The sequence below is a fragment of the Fluctibacter halophilus genome (genome assembly GCF_020687825.1).
GTDB classification, from domain to species: Bacteria; Pseudomonadota; Gammaproteobacteria; order Enterobacterales; family Alteromonadaceae; genus Fluctibacter; species Fluctibacter halophilus.
This window is the reverse complement of record NZ_JAJEWP010000006.1, coordinates 14027-33053: the sequence shown is the minus strand read 5'-3', so window position 1 is coordinate 33053 and position 19027 is coordinate 14027. Positions and strand designations below refer to the sequence as shown.

15 protein-coding genes are annotated in these 19027 nt (G+C 53.8%); 6 read left to right on the top strand and 9 right to left on the bottom strand.

The features are described from left to right. The first annotated feature begins 1 nt into the window (after nucleotide 1). From rlmD to mazG, 3 genes are read left to right on the top strand one after another with little or no spacing between them, the layout of a single operon-like run. The gene (rlmD, locus tag LJ739_RS16110) at nucleotides 2-1342 is read left to right on the top strand and encodes a 23S rRNA (uracil(1939)-C(5))-methyltransferase RlmD (protein WP_229162166.1); all 1341 of its coding nucleotides are present in this window, start codon (nucleotides 2-4) and stop codon (nucleotides 1340-1342) included. A gap of 25 nt (nucleotides 1343-1367) precedes the next feature. Continuing rightward, on the top strand, nucleotides 1368-3524 hold the full coding sequence (gene relA / locus LJ739_RS16105; protein WP_229162164.1) for a GTP diphosphokinase: 2157 nt from the start codon (nucleotides 1368-1370) through the stop codon (nucleotides 3522-3524). A gap of 1 nt (nucleotide 3525) precedes the next feature. After that, nucleotides 3526-4320: a nucleoside triphosphate pyrophosphohydrolase gene (mazG, locus tag LJ739_RS16100; RefSeq protein ID WP_229162162.1), complete on the top strand. Its 795-nt coding sequence runs from the start codon at nucleotides 3526-3528 to the stop codon at nucleotides 4318-4320. 88 nt (nucleotides 4321-4408) lie between these two features. Here the strand turns inward: mazG and LJ739_RS16095 are convergent, their stop codons facing one another. The 9 genes from LJ739_RS16095 to LJ739_RS16055 form a co-directional block, all read right to left on the bottom strand. Further along, on the bottom strand, nucleotides 4409-6517 hold the full coding sequence (locus LJ739_RS16095) for a trypsin-like serine protease (RefSeq protein WP_229162160.1): 2109 nt from the start codon (nucleotides 6515-6517) through the stop codon (nucleotides 4409-4411). 151 nt (nucleotides 6518-6668) lie between these two features. After that, nucleotides 6669-7127 carry a hypothetical protein gene (locus LJ739_RS16090; protein ID WP_229162159.1) on the bottom strand — a complete coding sequence of 153 codons (459 nt, stop codon included), beginning with the start codon at nucleotides 7125-7127 and terminating at the stop codon, nucleotides 6669-6671. A gap of 85 nt (nucleotides 7128-7212) precedes the next feature. Continuing rightward, nucleotides 7213-8376 carry a BCCT family transporter gene (locus tag LJ739_RS16085; protein WP_229162158.1) on the bottom strand — a complete coding sequence of 388 codons (1164 nt, stop codon included), beginning with the start codon at nucleotides 8374-8376 and terminating at the stop codon, nucleotides 7213-7215. Beyond that, nucleotides 8373-9986, bottom strand: coding sequence for a choline dehydrogenase (betA, locus tag LJ739_RS16080; protein ID WP_229162157.1), 1614 nt, complete (start codon nucleotides 9984-9986; stop codon nucleotides 8373-8375). The genes LJ739_RS16085 and betA overlap by 4 nt, the downstream gene beginning before the upstream one ends. Beyond that, nucleotides 9986-11449: a betaine-aldehyde dehydrogenase gene (gene betB / locus LJ739_RS16075; RefSeq protein WP_229162154.1), complete on the bottom strand. Its 1464-nt coding sequence runs from the start codon at nucleotides 11447-11449 to the stop codon at nucleotides 9986-9988. Before betB ends, betA begins: the two co-directional genes overlap by 1 nt. Before the next feature lie 18 nt (nucleotides 11450-11467). Continuing rightward, nucleotides 11468-12061 carry a transcriptional regulator BetI gene (gene betI, locus LJ739_RS16070; RefSeq protein WP_229162152.1) on the bottom strand — a complete coding sequence of 198 codons (594 nt, stop codon included), beginning with the start codon at nucleotides 12059-12061 and terminating at the stop codon, nucleotides 11468-11470. A 103-nt stretch (nucleotides 12062-12164) separates the two neighbouring features. Next, nucleotides 12165-13199, bottom strand: a complete 1035-nt coding sequence (locus LJ739_RS16065; protein ID WP_229162149.1) for an alkaline phosphatase D family protein — start codon at nucleotides 13197-13199, stop codon at nucleotides 12165-12167. Continuing rightward, nucleotides 13196-14314: an alkaline phosphatase family protein gene (locus tag LJ739_RS16060; RefSeq protein WP_229162147.1), complete on the bottom strand. Its 1119-nt coding sequence runs from the start codon at nucleotides 14312-14314 to the stop codon at nucleotides 13196-13198. The genes LJ739_RS16065 and LJ739_RS16060 overlap by 4 nt, the downstream gene beginning before the upstream one ends. 65 nt (nucleotides 14315-14379) lie before the next feature. Then, the gene (locus LJ739_RS16055; protein ID WP_229162144.1) at nucleotides 14380-16758 is read right to left on the bottom strand and encodes a TonB-dependent receptor domain-containing protein; all 2379 of its coding nucleotides are present in this window, start codon (nucleotides 16756-16758) and stop codon (nucleotides 14380-14382) included. Nucleotides 16759-17228: 470 nt separating this feature from the next. Here LJ739_RS16055 and rplM point away from each other — a divergent pair, with 470 nt between their 5' ends. The 3 genes from rplM (at nucleotide 17229) to petA (ending at nucleotide 19027) form a co-directional block, all read left to right on the top strand. Continuing rightward, entirely contained in the window at nucleotides 17229-17657 is a 429-nt protein-coding gene (gene rplM / locus LJ739_RS16050; RefSeq protein ID WP_229162143.1) for a 50S ribosomal protein L13, read from the top strand. Between the two features lie 12 nt (nucleotides 17658-17669). Further along, nucleotides 17670-18062, top strand: a complete 393-nt coding sequence (rpsI, locus tag LJ739_RS16045) for a 30S ribosomal protein S9 (RefSeq protein ID WP_229162141.1) — start codon at nucleotides 17670-17672, stop codon at nucleotides 18060-18062. A gap of 332 nt (nucleotides 18063-18394) precedes the next feature. Then, nucleotides 18395-19027, top strand: a complete 633-nt coding sequence (petA, locus tag LJ739_RS16040; RefSeq protein ID WP_229162139.1) for a ubiquinol-cytochrome c reductase iron-sulfur subunit — start codon at nucleotides 18395-18397, stop codon at nucleotides 19025-19027.

Sequence of the window (19027 nt, the reverse complement as noted above, 5' to 3'; positions counted from 1 at the left end):
TATGGCAAGGGTGTTTAAACCGGGCAAGCAGCCCGCTCGCAACCTCCCTGCAACGGTCAACCATGTTGAGATAGACCATTGGGATCACCGCGGTGTTGGCGTCGTGCCTGGGCATCAGCCGGTGTTGTTTGTCAATGGCGCCTTGCCGGGAGAGCGGGTGGATGTGCGTGTGGATGACCGTCAGAAACGCCTGTGGCGAGGGCATGTCAGCCATATTCACTCACCGTCACCGGACAGGATAACCCCCGTTTGTCCACTGTTTGGACGTTGCGGCGGTTGTCAGTTGCAGCACGTCGACCCTGAGCGAGCGTTAGTGCACAAGCAATCGGCACTGACAAGTCTGTTGCAGCGCCAATGCGCGCTGGCTGATGTACCTTGGCAAGCGCCTTTGAGTGGGCAACCCCTGGCGTACCGACGTAAGACGCGTCTGGCCGTCGATGCCCGGCGACCGGATCAACGTTTGCTCGGCTTTCGCGGCCAAAGCAGTAAAACGGTTGTCGACGTTGACAGTTGTCCTATCCTGGAACCGCAACTGAATGCATTGCTGCTACCGTTGCATCGGGTACTGGATGATCTGAAGGCGCCAATGGCCATCGGACACATCAGTTTGTTGTCCGGCGAAAACCGTGTCCAGGTCAGCGTGCGGCTAACTCGCACTGTGGGTGAGGCGGATATTGCGTTGTGGCGGGAATTTGCCCAACAACATGAGTGCAGGGTGTTGCTGGAACACAGCGATGAAAATCATACCGTGCTGGGCGACGATGATGCACCCATGACCTATTCACCGGATGGTGAATTGCACCTGACGGTGACCGACAGTGACTTTTTGCAGGTCAATCGCCAAATCAATCAGCGCATGGTTGCTCAGGCCGCACATTGGCTGGACTTGCAGCCCTCGGACAGATTGCTGGACCTGTATTGTGGATTGGGTAATTTCAGTCTGCCGCTGGCAGGCCACTGTGAACAGGTACTGGGCATCGAAGGGATCACCACAATGGTGCATCGGGCACACAGCAATGCACTTAAAAATGGCATTGATAATGCGCGTTTTGACGTGGCTGACTTGAGCCAGCCTGAGCAGTTGGCCGCGCCGATCAGCGATAACGGATTCAATAAAGTGTTGCTGGACCCGGCCCGAGAAGGTGCCTACGAAACCTGTCAGTCACTGGCCAATAGCCACCATAGCCATGTATTGTATGTGTCCTGCAATCCTGCAACCTTTGTACGGGATGCGAGGGTATTACTGGATGGCCCGTTTACACTGGAGAAAATCGGTTTGATGGATATGTTCCCACAAACTGCGCACACTGAATTGATGGCACTGTTTGTGCGTAAGCACTGAACACGCAACGAGGATCTGTTACACCATGGTTTCTATCCGTAAGGTGCACAAACCCGACCGTCCGCCATTTGAAGAATGGCTGGACAGCCTGAAGCTGAAAGCGTCCACCAAGGACAAGTTACGCAGCATTTCCCAGACCCCGGACATTTTACTGGTCGGGCAGGAGATGGTTGAAATACTGCACGAGCTGAACATGGACGATGAAACCCTGCAGGCGTCATTGGTGTTTCCCTATTGTCAGCAGCACGAGTTGACCGATGAAGAGGTCGGTGAGCAGTTCGGACCGGCGATCCAGAAGCTGGTTTGTGGTGTACGACGGATGGACGCGATCAAATCGTTGCATGCCCGTAACGGCCGCAAAGCCGATGAAGGTCAGATTGATAATATTCGTCGCATGCTGCTGGCCATGGTAGAAGATGTGCGGGCGGTGCTGATTAAGTTGGCAGAGCGTATCTGCGCGCTACAGCAACTCAAAGATGCCGACGAAGAAACCCGTGTACTGGTGGCGCGGGAGTGCGCCAACATCTATGCGCCTTTGGCGAATCGTCTGGGGATCGGCCAGCTCAAGTGGGAGCTGGAGGATATGTCTTTTCGCTACCTGCACCCACAGACCTACAAACAAATTGCCGGTTGGTTGGATGAACGCCGTGCTGATCGCCAGTCGTACATTAAGACCTTTGTCGCCGACCTGCAAAAGGCGCTGGATGATGCCAATATTCGCGCCGAGGTCTATGGACGCCCCAAGCACATCTACAGCATCTGGAAAAAGATGCAGAAAAAGCACCTGACCTTTGAACAGCTTTTTGACATCCGCGCGGTGCGTATTATCGCCGAACGGTTACAGGACTGTTATGGGGCGCTGGGTGTGGTGCATTCACTGTACAAACATATTCCGCGGGAGTTTGATGATTACATTGCAACCCCTAAACCGAACGGCTATCAGTCGATTCATACCGTGATTGTCGGTCCCGCCGGGCGTTCTGTGGAAATTCAGATCCGTACCCAGCAAATGCACCAGGACGCTGAGCTGGGTGTCGCAGCGCATTGGAAATACAAAGAGGGTGTCAGCAGTGAACGCTCCGCGTACGAAGACAAGATCAACTGGTTGCGTAAAATCCTGTCATGGCAGGAAGAAGTGGCTGAGTCAGGAGATCTGGTCGAAGAGCTGCGCAGCCAGGTGTTTGACGATAGGGTTTACGTGTTCACTCCCAGAGGTGACGTAGTCGACCTGCCATTGGGCTCAACGCCGCTGGATTTCGCCTATTACATTCACAGTAACGTAGGGCATTGTTGCATCGGTGCGAAAGTCAGTGGACGCATCGTACCCTTCACGTATCAATTGCAGACCGGTGATCAGGTCGAAGTGCTGACCGGCAGCGAACCCAACCCCAGTCGTGACTGGATGCATCCGGGCCTGGGCTATGTGCATTCTTCCCGCGCGCGGGCCAAAATTCATACCTGGTTTAAGAAGCAGGATCGTGACAAGAACCTGCAAGCCGGCAAGGACATGCTGGAACATGAACTGACCAAGGCCGGTATCCCGTTGAAGGAAACCGTGAAAGCCTGTGAGCGCTTTAATGTTCATTCATTGGATGACTTGTATGCCGCCGTTGGTGGTGGTGATGTACGCATCATGCAGGTGGTTAATTTTCTGCAGCAATTGCATGCCCCGCCACCCGAAATCGATCCCCGTCTCAAAGCGCGTAAGACCCCTAAAGGCAAAACCGCCAAAGACAGTGTGGTAGTGGAAGGTGTCGGTCACCTGATGAGTCAACTGGCCAAATGTTGTCAGCCGTTGCCGGGCGACCCGATCCAGGGCTACATCACCCAGGGACGTGGTGTCAGTGTGCACCGGGAAAACTGTGAGCAATTGCAGCACCTGTTGGATCAGCACCCGGAGCGTCAGATTGATGTCAACTGGGCCAATGAGCATGCCGGTGCTTTCCAGGCGGAAGTGGACGTCTACAGTGCTGATCGCGACGGTATTCTGCGCGACATTACTACCGTGCTGGCGAACGAAAAAGTTGGCTTACTGGGGGTTAACAGCCTCAGCAATACTCAGGATCACACCGCCAAAATCAAGCTCCGGCTGGAGGTCAAAGATCTCAACAGCCTGTCCAAAACCATCACCCGGCTGAAACAGGTTAAAGGAGTAAGTGATGTGATCAGGTTGGATCGCTGATATGGCCGGATTGCCGCAAACCGAGCGTTTGCTCAACATTATGCGGGCTTTACGAGATCCTGACGGTGGATGTCCCTGGGATCGGGCCCAGACGTTTTCCAGCATTGTGCCTCACACATTGGAAGAAGCCTATGAATTGGCCGACGCCATCGCATCAGGCGATCGGGAAGACATTTGTGACGAGCTCGGTGACGTACTGTTCCAGGTGGTGTTTTATGCCCAACTCGGTCAGGAAGAGGGCGCTTTCGATTTTGAACGGGTTGCCGGCAGTATTGCTGACAAGCTGGAACGACGGCATCCTCATGTGTTTGCCAATCAGTCGGTCGATGAACAGGATTTACACCGTCAATGGGAAGCGATAAAGCAGCAGGAACGGGCGCAGAAGGGTCATCAGGATACCAGCATATTGGCCAACGTGCCCACCGGCATGGCGCCGTTGTTGCGCGCGCAGAAGCTGCAAAAGCAATGCGCCAAGGTTGGATTTGACTGGGACTCTGCGTTGCCGGTGCTGGACAAAGTTCGCGAGGAAGTGGACGAGTGCGGTGAGGAATTGGCAGCAGAGTCGATGGATACCACTGCATTGGCAGAGGAAATCGGCGATCTGTTGTTTGCGGTGGTGAATTTGGCTCGTCACGTCGGGGTGAATCCCGAGCAGGCGCTGGTGGATGCGAACCGCAAATTTGAACGGCGCTTTCGTGGGGTTGAAGCGCAGTTGGGCAGTCGCTTGCAAGATGCCTCTTTGCAAGAAATGGAGGAAGCCTGGCAGCAGGTGAAAGGTAACGAATCGTCGAATTGAGCCACAGCAGATACTCAATTCGTTATAGTGATAACAAAAAGCCCGGCCATATGGCCGGGCTTTTTTTAGCTTGTTACGACGGTTGCTGTTAGTGCATGCGACGACGCAGACCCAGCAAGCCGACCAGCGCCAGACTCAACCAGCCCAGGCTACCACCACTGGAACCAGAATCGGTCGGTGGCGTAGGCGGTGCTACCGGGGTCGCTTTCGGCGTGAACGTAACACGGCGAACGGCGGCAAATTCGGCGACTTCACCTGCGGTACCACAGCTTTCGGTGACGCTACCGTCTTTGCTGAAGGTCCATTCAATCAGGTGAGTACCTTCACCCAGTACAACCGATTTGCTGGTGAAATCCACATCGCCGGCAATAAAGTCGGTCAGCTCACCGTTTACGGTCAGGAACATGGCATCGTACACTTCTGCCGCATCATCTGGCGCTTCGGTGTTTTCTTCTGAACACACAGACCAGTCAAAGGTCACGGTGCCTTCACCTTCAATCTGCGCCAGCAGAGAAGAGCTCTGGCTGTGATCGATGATACCGGCAACCACGCCCTCAACATCGCTGGCAGCCCACGGTGCATCGCCGCCTGAGAACCAGCTTACGGCACTGTTGCTTTCCCCTGCGACACCATCGGCTTCTGTGGATGTGTCCAGTGAGTCGAAGCTGAACGTTACACCGCTGGTAGCGATGTCCATGCCTGCATCTACGACAAGCGTCGCCGTTTGCTGGCCGGCTGCACTGGCGGCAACACTGACGTTGAGTTCACAACTGCTGGCCGGAGCCAGATCGGTACAGGCGGCGGTGTCGACCAACACGTCGTCACTGCCTTCCACTGCAACGGTGGGAGACACGGTCATATCACTGTTATTGGTCAAGGTCAGTGTGGCTTGCTGCGCATACCCTACCGGCGCAAGTACCAGGTCAGGGCTGTTGTTGATCACCAGACCACTGGTGACAGCATCGACGTAACCGCGTAATTCGGCAACCCGGGCATAAACACCTGGGAAGCCTTGCGCGGCACAACCGTAGCCCCAGCTGACGATACCAACCTGCTCCCAGCCTGCGCCGGTGCTGACCATCAGCGGACCACCACTGTCACCCTGACAGGAACCTTTACCACCCTCGGGTACCGTGGCACACAGCATAACATCGGTAATACCCGCTTCTTCAGGTGTTGCGCCGGGCACGCCAAAGCTGTCGCCAAGGATTGTGGCACATTCGTTGTTGGTGCGCAGTTCCATATCCACGCGATGCAGGATGTCCGGGAAGTCGCCGGTAGGGCCTTCACCCGGCGCATAGCCAAGACGGCCACCCCAGCCAGCAACAGTGACGGTGGCATTTTCAGCTGCCCACTGATCAGTGGATGCTTTGTCCGCCAGTGTCATAACAGGTGCATCAACAGACTCTGTCAGTTCAAGCAGTGCGATATCGTAGTTCAGCGCCACGGCATCGTATTGGGGATGCATGTAGATGTTGGCGATATCGATGGCGTTCTCGGCACCGTCACGCAAATCAAATTCGCCAATATTGACCTTCATGCTGTCAGGGGATACGCCCTCGACACAGTGTGCGGCAGTCAATACCCACTTGTCGCCGATGAAGCTTGCGCCACAGCTGGAGTCTTGTACCAGAGTCGAAGATTCAGCCACTTCAATGGTCGCCGTTGGCGCGTCGAGTTCCGCGATCGCCTTGCCGTCGTCCTGGCTGATTGCAACCACTGGAATGCCACCGGCAAAGTCTTCGCCCAAGGTGCCGTTAATATCACCAACGTCGTTGTTGTAGATGATGGCACCAATACCGCCACCTGCTTCACAGTTGTCGGCTTTGTCGGAGAAATTAAATTCACCACGCTCAATCAGACAGATTTTACCGTTTACATCGGCACACACGTCCCCACCGAGTCCGCAATCAACCACTTCGCCGGTCGCAGAGCCACTAGGGCCAAAATTAAATGCCTGAGATGCGTAGTCAACGCCATCAACGCTGAGTGACGTCTGGACTTCCTGATAGGTGGCAACCAGCGCTACGATAGCGGGGAAATCACCTTCCTGCGCTTCTTCACCACCAACAATTTTGGGGCTGACAGGAAGTTTTAGCTGGGCTTTTTTAATGGCTTTGGGCGTTTCTGCAGCCATTGTAGGTAGGGCGGCGCAAGACAACGCGGCCAAGGCCGACACAAGCAGTTTCGTTTTCATCATTTTTTCCATTTCGGCGGGGCAATCCGCACTGTAGTTATTGTTTTGACAGAGTCCTTCCCGCTCTGCAGGCAGCATTTTCAACCGCCTCAAAGCCACTGTCAATGCACAAAGTTGACCATTTGGTCAGCTTCGGGCCGGGTTTTCACGGTCAACAGTCCCACATCCCGTGCATACCAAGGGTTAGGCGTCGTTTTTCCAGTTGCATGTGCTGGTGAAGATTATCGAATAATTCCTGTACTGCCGGGTTGCCTGCCGCGGCAATCATCTCCTGGTACAACATGCATAAATAGTCATCCAGCCGATGGGCGAGCTTTTCTACTTCCTCCGAATTGAGATGACTGGGTGCCAGTTCGGTACGGTATAGGTCATCGGTATTCTGTTCATGATCATACTGAAAGTAAGTGTTCAAAATACTTTGCGGCGCCTGTTGTAAGTAGACTTCTAACTCTCTGCTGAGTTCCACCTCGTGGCGCACCAGGCTGGACAACAACATCTTAACCCGTTCATCAATAACCTGGCGGGCCAGGCTGGTGTAAAACTCGGCATTATGTGCATGAAATTGTTGGTTGTGCTTTAGCAAGGCTTTAACATCACTGAAGTTACGCATTGACAGCATCCCCTTTTGGTCGCTTCCCCCTAAATATAGGTGTTTGACGCCCATCCTGCGTAATCCTTGCACAGTAAAAGTGCTCTTAGTCCTGCTGTTGAAAAGCGCGCAAGGATTTAATCCCATATACGGCACAGAGAAAGAACAAGCCGATCACCAATGCGCCGATCCATTGAATACGCATAAAACCCAGCGTGAATAGCAGTGTCAGTGCCCAGAGCATACCGCCATGCAAGACTGCATAGCGCGCAGGACCCAGCCGAGACAGAGTGAGCGACAGGTTGTCGCCGTACAGACGGATCAGGGAGTCCAGTGAATTGAGTACAAAGGTTACGCCCACAAACACCATGGCGTAATTGAGTAGTCCCTGGGTAGACCAGTCTCGCACATAGTAGTGATGCAAGGTGGCAAACCATAAGGCAATGGGGATTGAAGGCAGAACCAACATGGCCAGAAAGACCTGATAGGTTTTCAGGCCACCGACGAAACGCGCGGTGAACTGGCCGATCATAATGCTCCAGGCGAACCACCAGAACAGGTAAAAGCTATGGTAACTGTTCATTGGCAGGATAAAATCCGGCAGGTGTGTAAAGTAGTCGCTCAACAGTTGCACCGATCGCCAATAGCCTTGCAGACTGGCGTCGTGCTCGACTGCGCTGTGGGAGCCGAGCAACAGGATCAGCATGATAAACAACAAGGTCGTGGCAACGCTGAACACTTTGATATAGATAAGGTGAGTCGAGGAATATACTGCTAGGGCAATGGTGGTAAACACAATGGTGTAAAACACCGGCTTGGCGATGTCGGATTGGGCAACACCAGGCAGATACCATTCCAGGTTGACCAACAACAAATGTGCGGTAAAGGCACAGGTGCCAATGATCACCAGATTGTTCAACCATTTGATCAGCGGGATGCGGAAGAACCCCAGCCGAGGCTCGATGGCACAGAAATAAAAACAGGTCAGAAAGTAAATCGCCCAGACCAGAAATCCCCAGAAGCCGAATTCTATTGCCAGCGGGTTTGTAAACGCATATTCCGGGTTGGCTGCGGTATCGGCATACTGAGGAAACTCGGTAAGGGGAAACATCACCAGTCCCACATCCAGCCCCGAGGTGAACAGAATCGCCACAAAGGTCAGCAGAGAAACCGGTTGGGTGCCGGTTAAGGTGCGTCGCCCGTACACCAGCAGGATGATCACCACCGCGAGCAGTGTGAACAACATCCCGGCGCTGAGCCACAACGTCATGACAATGTTCCTTGTGCAGACAGGATATGGTCGGCAGCTTTCTCGGCCACCATCATGGTCGGTGCATTCAGGTTACCATTAGGGATGGTGGGGAATATGGATGCATCCACGACCCTTAACCCATGCAAACCAATGACCCGGGTGTGGTGATCCACCACCGCGCCGGGATCGGCACTGTCACCCATACGGCAGCTACCACAAGGATGGTAGGCACTCTCGACGGCCTGGCGTACAAACTGATCAATCTCATGATCCGATTGCACCCCTTCACCGGGCTGTATTTCCGGCCCTCTGTAGGGCGCGAAGGCCTCCTGCTGAATGATCTCCCGGGTCAGTCGCACGCAGGCACGAAACGCTTCGATATCGCGCTGATCCTGTAAATAATTGAACTGGATTTTGGGGGCGGCGGCCGGATCGCTGCTCGCCACATTGACCCAACCCCGGCTGAAGGGCTTGTTGTGGCCAACGTGTACCTGAAAACCATGACCATCAAATGCCGAACGACCGTCATAGCGCATGGCCGCAGGCAGGAAGTGGTACTGAATATCCGGCCATTCAACGTCTGGGCGGGATTTGATGAAAGCACAGGACTCGAAATGGTTGGTGGCACCCAGCCCCTTTCGGGTGAGTAACCAGCGTGCGCCAATCAAGCCTTTGTGCCACCAGTCCAACTGACCGTTCAGGGTAATGGGTGCCAGACAACGGTACTGAAAATAGAATTCGAGGTGATCCTGCAGGTTTTGTCCAACCCCTTGCAGTGCATGAACACAATTGATACCGGCGGCTTTGAGGGCGTCGGGGACACCAATACCGCTACGCTGCAGGATAGCCGGCGATCCGATGGCGCCGGCACTGACGATGATCTCTTTGTCGCAGTTAACCCGTCGATGTTGTCCATGTTGGTAGTATTCCACTGCCACAGCGTGACCGTTATCAAGGACAACGCGGTCAATCAGCACACCGGTTTCTACGCGAAGGTTCGGCCGCGACGTTATCGGGTGCAGGTATGCCACCGCGGCTGAGCAACGCTGGCCATTTTTTACCGACATGTGCATGGGGCCGAAGCCTTCTTGCTGTGCACCGTTGTAATCTGCGGTGACGGGATAGCCGGCCTGATGTCCTGCGTCGATAAAGGCCCGATACATCGGATTCTGCATATTATTGCCATTGTTGACGGCTACCGGCCCATCGACACCACGATAATCATCCTCGCCACCCATCCAGTCTTCCATGCGCTTGAAGTAGGGCAGGCAGGATTGATAGTCCCACCCCTTGGCACCGTGTTCGGCCCATTCGTCGAAATCCCGCCCATGACCGCGTACAAACACCATGCCATTAATGGAGGACGAGCCACCCAATACTTTGCCGCGTGGGCAATGCATTGTGCGGTTATCCAGATAAGGTTCCGGCTGGGTATGGAACTGCCAGGCATATTTGTCGGTGTTCATGGGGATCGACAAGGCGGTTGGCATACGAATAAAGATGCTGCGATCGGAGCCACCCTGTTCCAGCAGCAGCACCCGGTTGGCCGGATTGGCCGACAACCGGTTAGCCAGCACACAACCGGCAGAACCGGCACCAAGAATGATGTAGTCGTATTGCAAAGACATCAGAACGGACTATCGATGGGTTGCATGCCCACGTAGACGGATTTGGTTTGGGTATACGCAGTGAGGGCTTCAACGCCGTTTTCACGGCCCAGCCCCGATTGTTTGTAACCCCCCACAGGCATCTCAACAGGAGAGTTACCATAGGCGTTTATCCAGCAAATGCCGGCCTGCAATTGATGGATTACCCGATGAGCACGTTGAATGTCACGGGTAAAGACACCGGCAGCCAAACCATAGTCGGTGTCATTGGCGCGTCGGATGACATCCTGCTCATCGTTGAAGGTCAGCACCGCCATGACCGGCCCAAAAATTTCCTCTCGGCACAGCTGCATGTCATCTCGGCAGTCGGTAAACACCGTGGGCGCCACATAGTAGCCGTTTTCAAAGCCCTCGGGATGGACCGTTTGTCCGCCGCAGCGTAACACTGCGCCGTCTTGCTGGGCCTGGCGAATGTAGGACATGACTTTGTCCTGGTGGGCTTTAGAGATCAATGCACCAATGTTGGTACCCGGATCCATCGGGTCGCCTACCACGACGTTGTGCTGAATACGGTGTAGCAGTTGCTCCACGAAAGCCGGGTACAGGGATTCGTGGACGTACACACGCGTGCCGTGAGTGCACACCTCACCCTGGGTATAAAAGTTGGCCAGCATGGCTCCGGACACGGCTTGTTCCAGATCGGCGTCGTCAAAAATGATCAGAGGTGACTTACCACCCAGTTCCATGGTCACTGATTTGAGGCTGCCAGCTGCATCACGCATCACCGCTTTGCCGGTAGAGACCTCGCCGGTAAAAGACACTTTGGCGATTCGTGGATCGGTGGTTAACCGGCGGCCAATGTCAGCTGCGCCCTGAATCACATTGAACACCCCGTTGGGGACGCCTGCCTGGGTGAATATTTCCGCCAGCTTGATGGCACCCCGTGGGGTTTCTTCCGAGGCTTTGAATACCATGGCATTGCCAGCAATCAGTGCCGGTGCAGCTTTCCAACAAGCGATTTGTAACGGATAGTTCCAGGCACCGATGCCGGCCACCACGCCCAAGGGTTCTTGTCGGGTGTAATAAAAATCATCACCCACGGGTTGTTGGTCGCCACGCAGGGATTGGCCCAGATGCGCAAAATACTCCAGTGCGTCTGCGCCGGTGGCAACATCCACGACCGAGGCTTCCTGCCAGGGCTTGCCGGTATCCTCAACTTCAATCGCGGCCAATGCGTCATTGTGTTCACGCAGTAATTGGGCTGCGCGGCTGATGATCCGGGAGCGGGCTACCATTGGCATTGCCGCCCATTCCGCTTGTCCCTGTTGGGCACTGGTGATGGCCTGTTCGAACAGGGCGTCATCGGCACTTTGTGCACGGTAAGCCGTAGCGCCTGTGGCGGGATTTATGACCTCAAACCAGGGGGCTGAAGGGCTGGGCATCGGTTGGCCGTGAATGTAATTGTACAACTCAGACGAGGGCATTCGGGTCTCCGCTTAAGCTCAGTGGTGGGTGGCAGGTAATTGGGTTTCAATAAAGCGTTTACAGTGTGCAACAGCCTGATCAAAACGTTTGTCGTCGGCCTCACTCAGTGAACAACGTAGCCAGAACCCATCAATCAGTGCCGCCGTCATTTCCGCCGCTTCGCTGGCTTGTTCTCTGGCAAGCACCTGGCGGTAGGCATAGCGCAGGTTGCTGACCAGACGCTTCTTATTGATATCCTGTAAACGTGCCAGTTGAGGGTCGTGCAATGATTGGGCCCAGAAGCTTAACCAGGTCTTGGTCGCTGCAGGCGCCCGCTGTACTGGCGAAAAGTTGGTTTCGACAATCGCCATCAAACGTTGCAATGGGGTCAATTTCTGATTGGCCAGCGCGGCCAGCAAATTGACTTTTAACTGGTCGAGCAGATAGCGCACTGTTGCTTCGATCAAACCCTGCTTACCACCAAAATAGTGACTGATGATGCCGGAGGACAATCCGGCTTCGCGACTGATAAGGTTAATGGTGGTGGCTTGCAATCCGACGTTGGCGACCACGTTGATGGTCGCTTCGATCAATTGCTGACGCCTGACAGGCTCCATTCCAACTTTTGGCATGCTGCTCTCTTTATTTTGAATGATCGTTCAATAAAAAGTGTAGGGGTTGTGCCATCCGATGGCAAGTCCTGGGCGGCACAATCCTGTGATAAAAAAAGTGGGGTCAGTAGGGACGCAGTGAGGACAATAATACTTTTTGTGCCATCAGGATATTACCGGCAGCATCTTTCAACCCCACATGCACAAAGGGTTGTTCCACCTCGGTGTTGATGGTCACAAATCCGTAGTTGTTGGTGTGGGTCGCGTCGCCAATTCGATGTTTGTTGGGACTGATCTGCTTCCATTCTTCCGTCAGACCGGAGCTGGTTACTTCCCACAGAGGATAGTCGAGTTCAGTGTCATAGCGGCTGATTTCACCCCAGTGGGTGTCGCCGCTGATCAGCATGACGCCGTTGATGTTGTTTTCTCTGATTACGTTAAACAGGCGCTGTCGATCGGCAGGAAAATTCACCCATGCCTCCCAGCCAGTAAAATCAGGCAGAACCTGCAAGCTGGAACCGATGATGGTCAGCGCCGCGGGTTGCTTGATGGCGTTTTCCAGCCATTGCCATTGTGCCTCACCGAGCATCGAAGCGGTGGGATCTTCACTGGGTGAATAGGGACCGCGGTTGTCGGGCCGACGTTTGAGGACGTATTCGATTTTACCCATCCCGTTCAATGGCGCACGGTTCCAGCGCAGATCGGGCAGGATCACGTGGATCCGCTGTTCGCCTTCTCCGATGAAGAAATCGGTGTAGATACCGTCGGGGCGCGAGCGCCGTGGGCTGTCTTTGGGGGCGCCCCAGAAATTCAGCATGATTTGACGGGATGCTTCTTTTTGCGGGTATTCGGCACCGGCATCGTTTTCACCGTAGTCATGGTCATCCCAGATAGCATGCACAGGCATGGCATGCTGTAGTGCCTGAAAGTTGGGGTTGTTGCCCAGCTTCTGGTACTTGGCCGCCAGTACCGCCATGTCTTCCGTGTCACCGTAGATGTTGTCGCCCAAGAACACAAAGGCATCCGCTGGTTGCTCGGCAATGTGGCGCAATATAGGTAGCGGCTCATCCTGGTGAGCACAAGAACCAAACAGCAAGGTGGTTGCATTGGCTTGGGTTGCAAACGCCAGTAAGCAGGCACTCAATAATCGTGATGTCATGGTTTTAATAACTCCTGTATGGGCGGGGCGACTGCCGGGTTGTAATCGTGCGGGTTAATACCCAGCAGGGTCAAGGCAGTGGCAGGCACCTGTGAAAGGGTAGCTGGGGTGTCTGTCGTGATCAGGCCACGTGCTTTGATGTCCGGGCCGATGGCGGCTAACCAGACTTGATCAGAACCGGGAATACCCTGACTAAAACGTTTGAGCGAGGCCATATACCCCTTTACGGCTTCGGCTGAGCCGTGGTGAGGCCAACCCTCCGGCGTATTGCCGCGACCATGATCGGTGGTGATCAATAGGTTGGTTTGTTGCCGGTAAAAGGGGTGATCGTTGAGAAAATCCCACAGCCTGGCCAGCAACTGGTCATTGCGCTTCAACGCCTGTAAATAGGCTGCATAGTTACCATCGTGAGCGAAATCATCTGTCTCGCCAAGAGCGATCACGGTCACACGGGGTGTTTCCTGAGCCAGGTAATCAAGGGCAAAACCCATGGTAAACGCATCCAGGCGCACGTTGTGCCATGGACTAGGGATATCTCGTTGCAGGGCATTTAGCCAGCGGGCTTTGTCGCTCAGCGCGTAGCTGTGTGCCGACTGAAAGCCGGCATTGATGTGTAAACCGCTGCGCTGCCGATTAAAAATGGCCGGAAACACATCCCAACTGCCAAACACGGCCAGATTGTTACCAAAATCGTCCCGTTGTTGCAGGTATTCAACAAAGGTAACGTTGGGGTTGGGTTTACTGGCATTGGTATTGATGGTCGGATCCGGTTGGCCGCTGAACACTTCGTTGTACCCGGGGTAGGAAAACACCCACTGATTGGCAACGCGCATGTGCGAACCTCGTCGGCGGTCACCGAGCAGAGCGCCTTGCTGATTGAGGGTCTGCCAGGTAAACGGCATGAGTTTTTGGCGACGCTTATCAGCATCCTCGTGCCAAAATGCCTGTCGCAAAGATTCCGTATCATCGACGTAGTCAGGGTGATTGATCAGGGCCGGGTCGGCGCCATAAAACACTTCCTGCCAACGCACACCGTCGAGGGTAACCACAATCAGGTTGGGGGCTGCCTGCACCATACTGCTCAGGGCAAGTAGCAACAAAATGAAACGTCGCATAGTGTGCTCCGGATAAGAAAAAGCCCGTCAACGCCAGGGAGGTTGACGGGCTTTTGTGGGACGACTTAGAACGTGGCTTTCACATTCAGGGCAGCCGTGCGCGGCGCACCCAGCCAGCCAGCACCGTTAGAAATGGTGCCCAGGTAGTTCTCGTCGAACAGGTTGTTGATGGTCAGGCGGAATTCCAGGCTTTGCAGACCGCTCGACGCACTCATGTCCACGGTAGCACCGGCATAGAAATCACTGACCGTGTAGGCATCGACTTTGGCGCTATTCGCGCCATCGATGTAGCGCTCGCCGACATACTTGCTGGACAGACCGGCAAAGTAGTTGTCGCGCTGCCAGTCAAAGGTCACCACAAACATGTCTTCCGCCGAGCCCAGGACCGTATTGCCTTTGGGGAAACCTACTTCGATGGCATCACCGTCTTCGTCGGTGATCGTACTGCCGGTATAGGTCGAATCATTGTTGGTATAGGACGCGAACACGGTTAAATCGTCAGTCAGGAAATAGCTCAGTGACGCCTCGATACCTTTTGACTCCACCCCGCCAACGTTGCGGAAAACACCGTTGGTACCGACCAGGTAGTCAATGCCAGAGTCGGAATCCGGTGCGATGAAGGTCAGGCGATTTTCAAAGGTGATGTCATAGTAGGTCAGGTTCAACTGCAGGTTGTCAGAGCTGTAACGCAGACCGACGTCGATGTTGTCGGCGGTTTCAGGGTCGATGTTAGCTAATGAAGATGCATCCCGTTCCAGCACTTCATCTTTGATGGCGGCAAAGTTCTCGGCATAGCCCGCGAACACTTCCAGTCCGTCGATCGGTGTCTCCACCACCGCACCTGCGGTAAACAGCAGATCGGAATCGGAGTCTACGGTGACCGATGGCGTTTCACCAAATTTGTCGTTGCGCTCCAGTTCAACCATGAATTTCTTCACACCGGCACGCAGGGTTGCCGGGCCAACACGCAGGGTGTCTTCCAGGTACAGCATGGTGGTATCCACCGGGTATTCGCGGCTGTATTGGATCCAGTAAGGTACGTGATCAAATTCGTAGCTGGTGGCAGAGTCAATGATCTTGTGCCAGTCACGGTATTCTTCACGTTGGTAGTTTTCATACCAGATACCACCGCGCAGGGTGTTTTCCATGTCACCGACGAAGGTCATCCACTCGAAATCACCGTTGAAACCTACGCGAGACTTGTTGTAATGAGAGTTGCGGTATGAACCTACCGGAATGGCACCTTGCGCATAACAGCCAGGATCATACTCCGGGCCTGCACCACCATAGGGGAAGGAGATGCTGCTCTGGCAACCTTCGATGGGTGCCAGTTGAACGCCGTTGGCATCGACGAAATAGATCTGGCCAATCGCAGACCCACCCCGAATCGGCTCGTTGGATAGCACCTCTGTTTGCGGATTGCCTGCGCCATCATTGATCACATCAACCACATAGGGAGGAACCCAGTCACCTCGGCCTTCGTTATCGTGGAAGTAGACATTGCCTTTCAGCATCACCTCGCCAAGCTGATAGGTCGCTTGCAAGTAACCGAACAGGTTTTCGCGCAGCGTTGACCAGCCTTTGCGGTATGCCTGGTCCTGGTATGGGATACCGGTCCAATCCGCGGTCAGGCCATCCCATTCAGGGTTTTCAGCATATTGGGCAAGACCGTAAATGCGCTGGTAGTTGTCTTCGTGAACATCGTCATACGACAGGTAGGCAGTCAGGTCCAGATCACCAATCATACTGGTCAGCTTGGCGGCCAGGTGGGTACGGGTGTTCTCCGCCGCACCGTTGATCCAGTCGGTATTTTCCATGCTCGATGCACTGATCCAGGCATAGGTATTCTCTGCCAGTTCACCGGTTTCGAAGCGGGCGTACAGTTTCTGCGCCTGGAAGTCGCCGATGGTGGCACTGACGATCATCTGCTGCTCTGTGCCCGGCTCGATGGTGGTGAAGTTTAAGGTGCCGCCCAGCGCTTCGTTGGAGCGGGAGCTGATGTCGGATGTACCCTGTGACACTTCAACATTGCGCAGGTTTTCAGTGTCGATGTAGCGGTTGGCTTTGGCGCCACCGCCGTAGTTGGAGTTACCGTTGGAAATGCCGTCGACGGTCATGCCGATTTGTTGTTCGTCGAGGTTGGTCTGAAAACCCCGGATTGAAATACTGGTAGACCAGTCATCGGTGCCAAAGGTGTCGCCTTCGTTGATCAATACGCCGGGCAGGTTATCAATCACCGCCAGAGCGCTGGTCATGCTCGACTGTTGCTTGATCATCGCTTCATCGGTGGCGTTATTGGCGTAGGAAACGCTACGACCGATAACAATGATTTCGTCCATAGCGCCTTCTTCGGAAGGGGCTTCCTGTGCCATGACCGGGCTCGATAGTGCGCCCACAATCGCCAGGCTCAGCACGCTTTTGCGTGGCAGTAGAGTGTTGTTCATGTGTGTTCCCTAATGGTTCTAATGTGAAATTCGTGGCTCACCTTACGGGTGAAATGTGACGATTAGGTGACAGTTAATTGAACGATCAATTAAAAAAAATATCAAGTGAATACAAATAGATAACTTGATTGGCTGGTCAGGTTTGGCGGATTTATTGAATGGTTCTTTGATCTGATAATGGTTCTTCAGCCCCCACTAGCATGGGCTTTTGGGGTGACGTTAAAATGACCAAACAGCAACCGTTTCGTGACATTTACTCCCGGCCGTTTGGTTGCGCAAAATTTCTACTCGCCTTTTGTGGTCATTGCTGTATAATGCGCGCCCTGCCCAGTTACTCCCGCTTGTATGAGCGGAAAAATCAACGGACTCGAAGGGGTCGACAGGTTGGTTTAAGTGGTTTTCTGGCAGTTGCCGTAAGGCCGGACAGAAAACATCTGTAACGTTTAAAACGATTTTTCGGGTAAGTTTTTATGAAAACTTTTGTTGCAAAGCCAGAGACGGTAAAACGTGACTGGTACGTGGTAGACGCCACTGACAAAACATTGGGTCGCCTGGCGACTGAGATCGCTCGCCGCCTGCGTGGTAAGCATAAGCCTGAGTACACCCCTCACGTTGACACCGGTGATTACATCGTTGTTATCAACGCTGAGAAAGTGACTGTGACCGGTAACAAGGCACAGGGCAAAATGTACTACGCTCACACTGGTTATCCAGGTGGTCTGAAAGAGACCAACTTTGAAAAACTTCAGGCCCACAAGCCTGAAATGATCATTGAGAAAGCGGTTAAAGGTATGTTGCCTAAGGGTCCTCTGGGTCGTGCTATGTTCCGCAAAATGAAAGTATATGCGGGTTCTGAGCACAAGCACGCTGCTCAACAGCCTCAAGTACTGGACATCTAAGGAGCGACAAAAATGGCAGATACTCAATACTACGGCACTGGCCGTCGCAAAAGCTCTACCGCTCGCGTATTCATTCGCCCAGGTAGTGGCAACATCGTGGTTAACAAGCGTCCTTTGGATGAGTTCTTTGGTCGTGAAACCGCACGCATGGTCGTTCGTCAGCCACTAGAGCTGGTTGAAATGACTGACAAGTTTGACCTGTACGTCACCGTTACTGGTGGTGGTATCAGCGGTCAGGCTGGTGCGATTCGCCACGGTATCACTCGTGCACTGATGGAGTACGACGAAAGTCTGCGTCCTGCACTGCGTAAAGCTGGTTTCGTTACCCGTGACGCGCGTCGTGTTGAACGTAAGAAAGTTGGTCTTCACAAAGCACGTAAGCGTCCTCAATTCTCCAAGCGTTAATTCGCAACAGAATTGCAAGCTTCAAAAACCCGGTCATTCGACCGGGTTTTTTTATTTCTACCGTTCTGCCCTGTTATTGGTTCAGCCCTTACGGGGTTGAAACCCTTAAAACGTTAAGCATTTGTAAAAATCCCTTTCCGAATCCACAAGTTATTGTGGCTTTTATTGTGTATTTCCTTGTCTTTATTGGGGGTTTTCTTTTATCATTTCGGGCTAATAACAAAACCGTAATTTTTTGTGTCAATAGGTCGGCCACTGCGCACCCCGCGCGACAGCTTCGACGTTCGATTGCGCAAAGAGTTTCACTAAATCCGACCTTGGAGATAAAGTGGATGAGCAAAGTATCAGCAGATGCGAATGATTCGTCTGAAGTCGCAAGCCAGCCCCAAGATAATACACGTCGTCGGTTTCTGACCGTTGCCACTTCGGTTGTAGGCGCGGCGGGTGTCGTTGGTGTGGCTATTCCGTTTATCGGTTCCTGGAATCCAAGCGCCAAAGCCCGTGCCGCGGGTGCTGACGTTGAAGTGGATATCAGCAAGATTGAGCCGGGACAACTGATCCGTGTGATGTGGCGTAGTAAGCCGGTATGGATTGTACGCCGTACACCGGAATTGCTGGCGTCGCTGGCCAATCATGAAGATCAATTGAAAGATCCTAACTCCGAGGTTGAACAACAACCTGCATTTGCGCAGAACCGCTACCGTTCTCTGAAAGAAGAGTATCTGGTGTTGGTCGGTATCTGTACGCACCTGGGCTGCTCGCCGCAGCATCTGAAAGACGGTGCGTTTGAAGAGCGTGTTGAAGGGGTGCCGGAAGGTTTCTTCTGCCCTTGTCACGGCTCCAAATTTGATATGGCCGGTCGCGTGTTTGAAAACGTGCCTGCGCCGTCCAACCTGGTTGTACCGCCGTACATGTACCTGGACGATACAACTCTACTCATCGGTTCAGAAGAAGGGGCAGCCTAA

Coding starts and splice junctions, on each gene's coding strand:
- LJ739_RS16095 (WP_229162160.1), bottom strand. CDS start 6,517: ATGAAAACGAAACTGCTTGTGTCGGCCTTGGCCGCGTTGTCTTGCGCC.
- LJ739_RS16085 (WP_229162158.1), bottom strand. CDS start 8,376: ATGACGTTGTGGCTCAGCGCCGGGATGTTGTTCACACTGCTCGCGGTG.
- rlmD (WP_229162166.1), top strand. CDS start 2: ATGGCAAGGGTGTTTAAACCGGGCAAGCAGCCCGCTCGCAACCTCCCT.
- petA (WP_229162139.1), top strand. CDS start 18,395: ATGAGCAAAGTATCAGCAGATGCGAATGATTCGTCTGAAGTCGCAAGC.
- betI (WP_229162152.1), bottom strand. CDS start 12,061: ATGCCAAAAGTTGGAATGGAGCCTGTCAGGCGTCAGCAATTGATCGAA.
- rplM (WP_229162143.1), top strand. CDS start 17,229: ATGAAAACTTTTGTTGCAAAGCCAGAGACGGTAAAACGTGACTGGTAC.
- mazG (WP_229162162.1), top strand. CDS start 3,526: ATGGCCGGATTGCCGCAAACCGAGCGTTTGCTCAACATTATGCGGGCT.
- LJ739_RS16055 (WP_229162144.1), bottom strand. CDS start 16,758: ATGAACAACACTCTACTGCCACGCAAAAGCGTGCTGAGCCTGGCGATT.
- betA (WP_229162157.1), bottom strand. CDS start 9,986: ATGTCTTTGCAATACGACTACATCATTCTTGGTGCCGGTTCTGCCGGT.
- relA (WP_229162164.1), top strand. CDS start 1,368: ATGGTTTCTATCCGTAAGGTGCACAAACCCGACCGTCCGCCATTTGAA.
- LJ739_RS16065 (WP_229162149.1), bottom strand. CDS start 13,199: ATGACATCACGATTATTGAGTGCCTGCTTACTGGCGTTTGCAACCCAA.
- LJ739_RS16060 (WP_229162147.1), bottom strand. CDS start 14,314: ATGCGACGTTTCATTTTGTTGCTACTTGCCCTGAGCAGTATGGTGCAG.
- rpsI (WP_229162141.1), top strand. CDS start 17,670: ATGGCAGATACTCAATACTACGGCACTGGCCGTCGCAAAAGCTCTACC.
- betB (WP_229162154.1), bottom strand. CDS start 11,449: ATGCCCTCGTCTGAGTTGTACAATTACATTCACGGCCAACCGATGCCC.
- LJ739_RS16090 (WP_229162159.1), bottom strand. CDS start 7,127: ATGCGTAACTTCAGTGATGTTAAAGCCTTGCTAAAGCACAACCAACAA.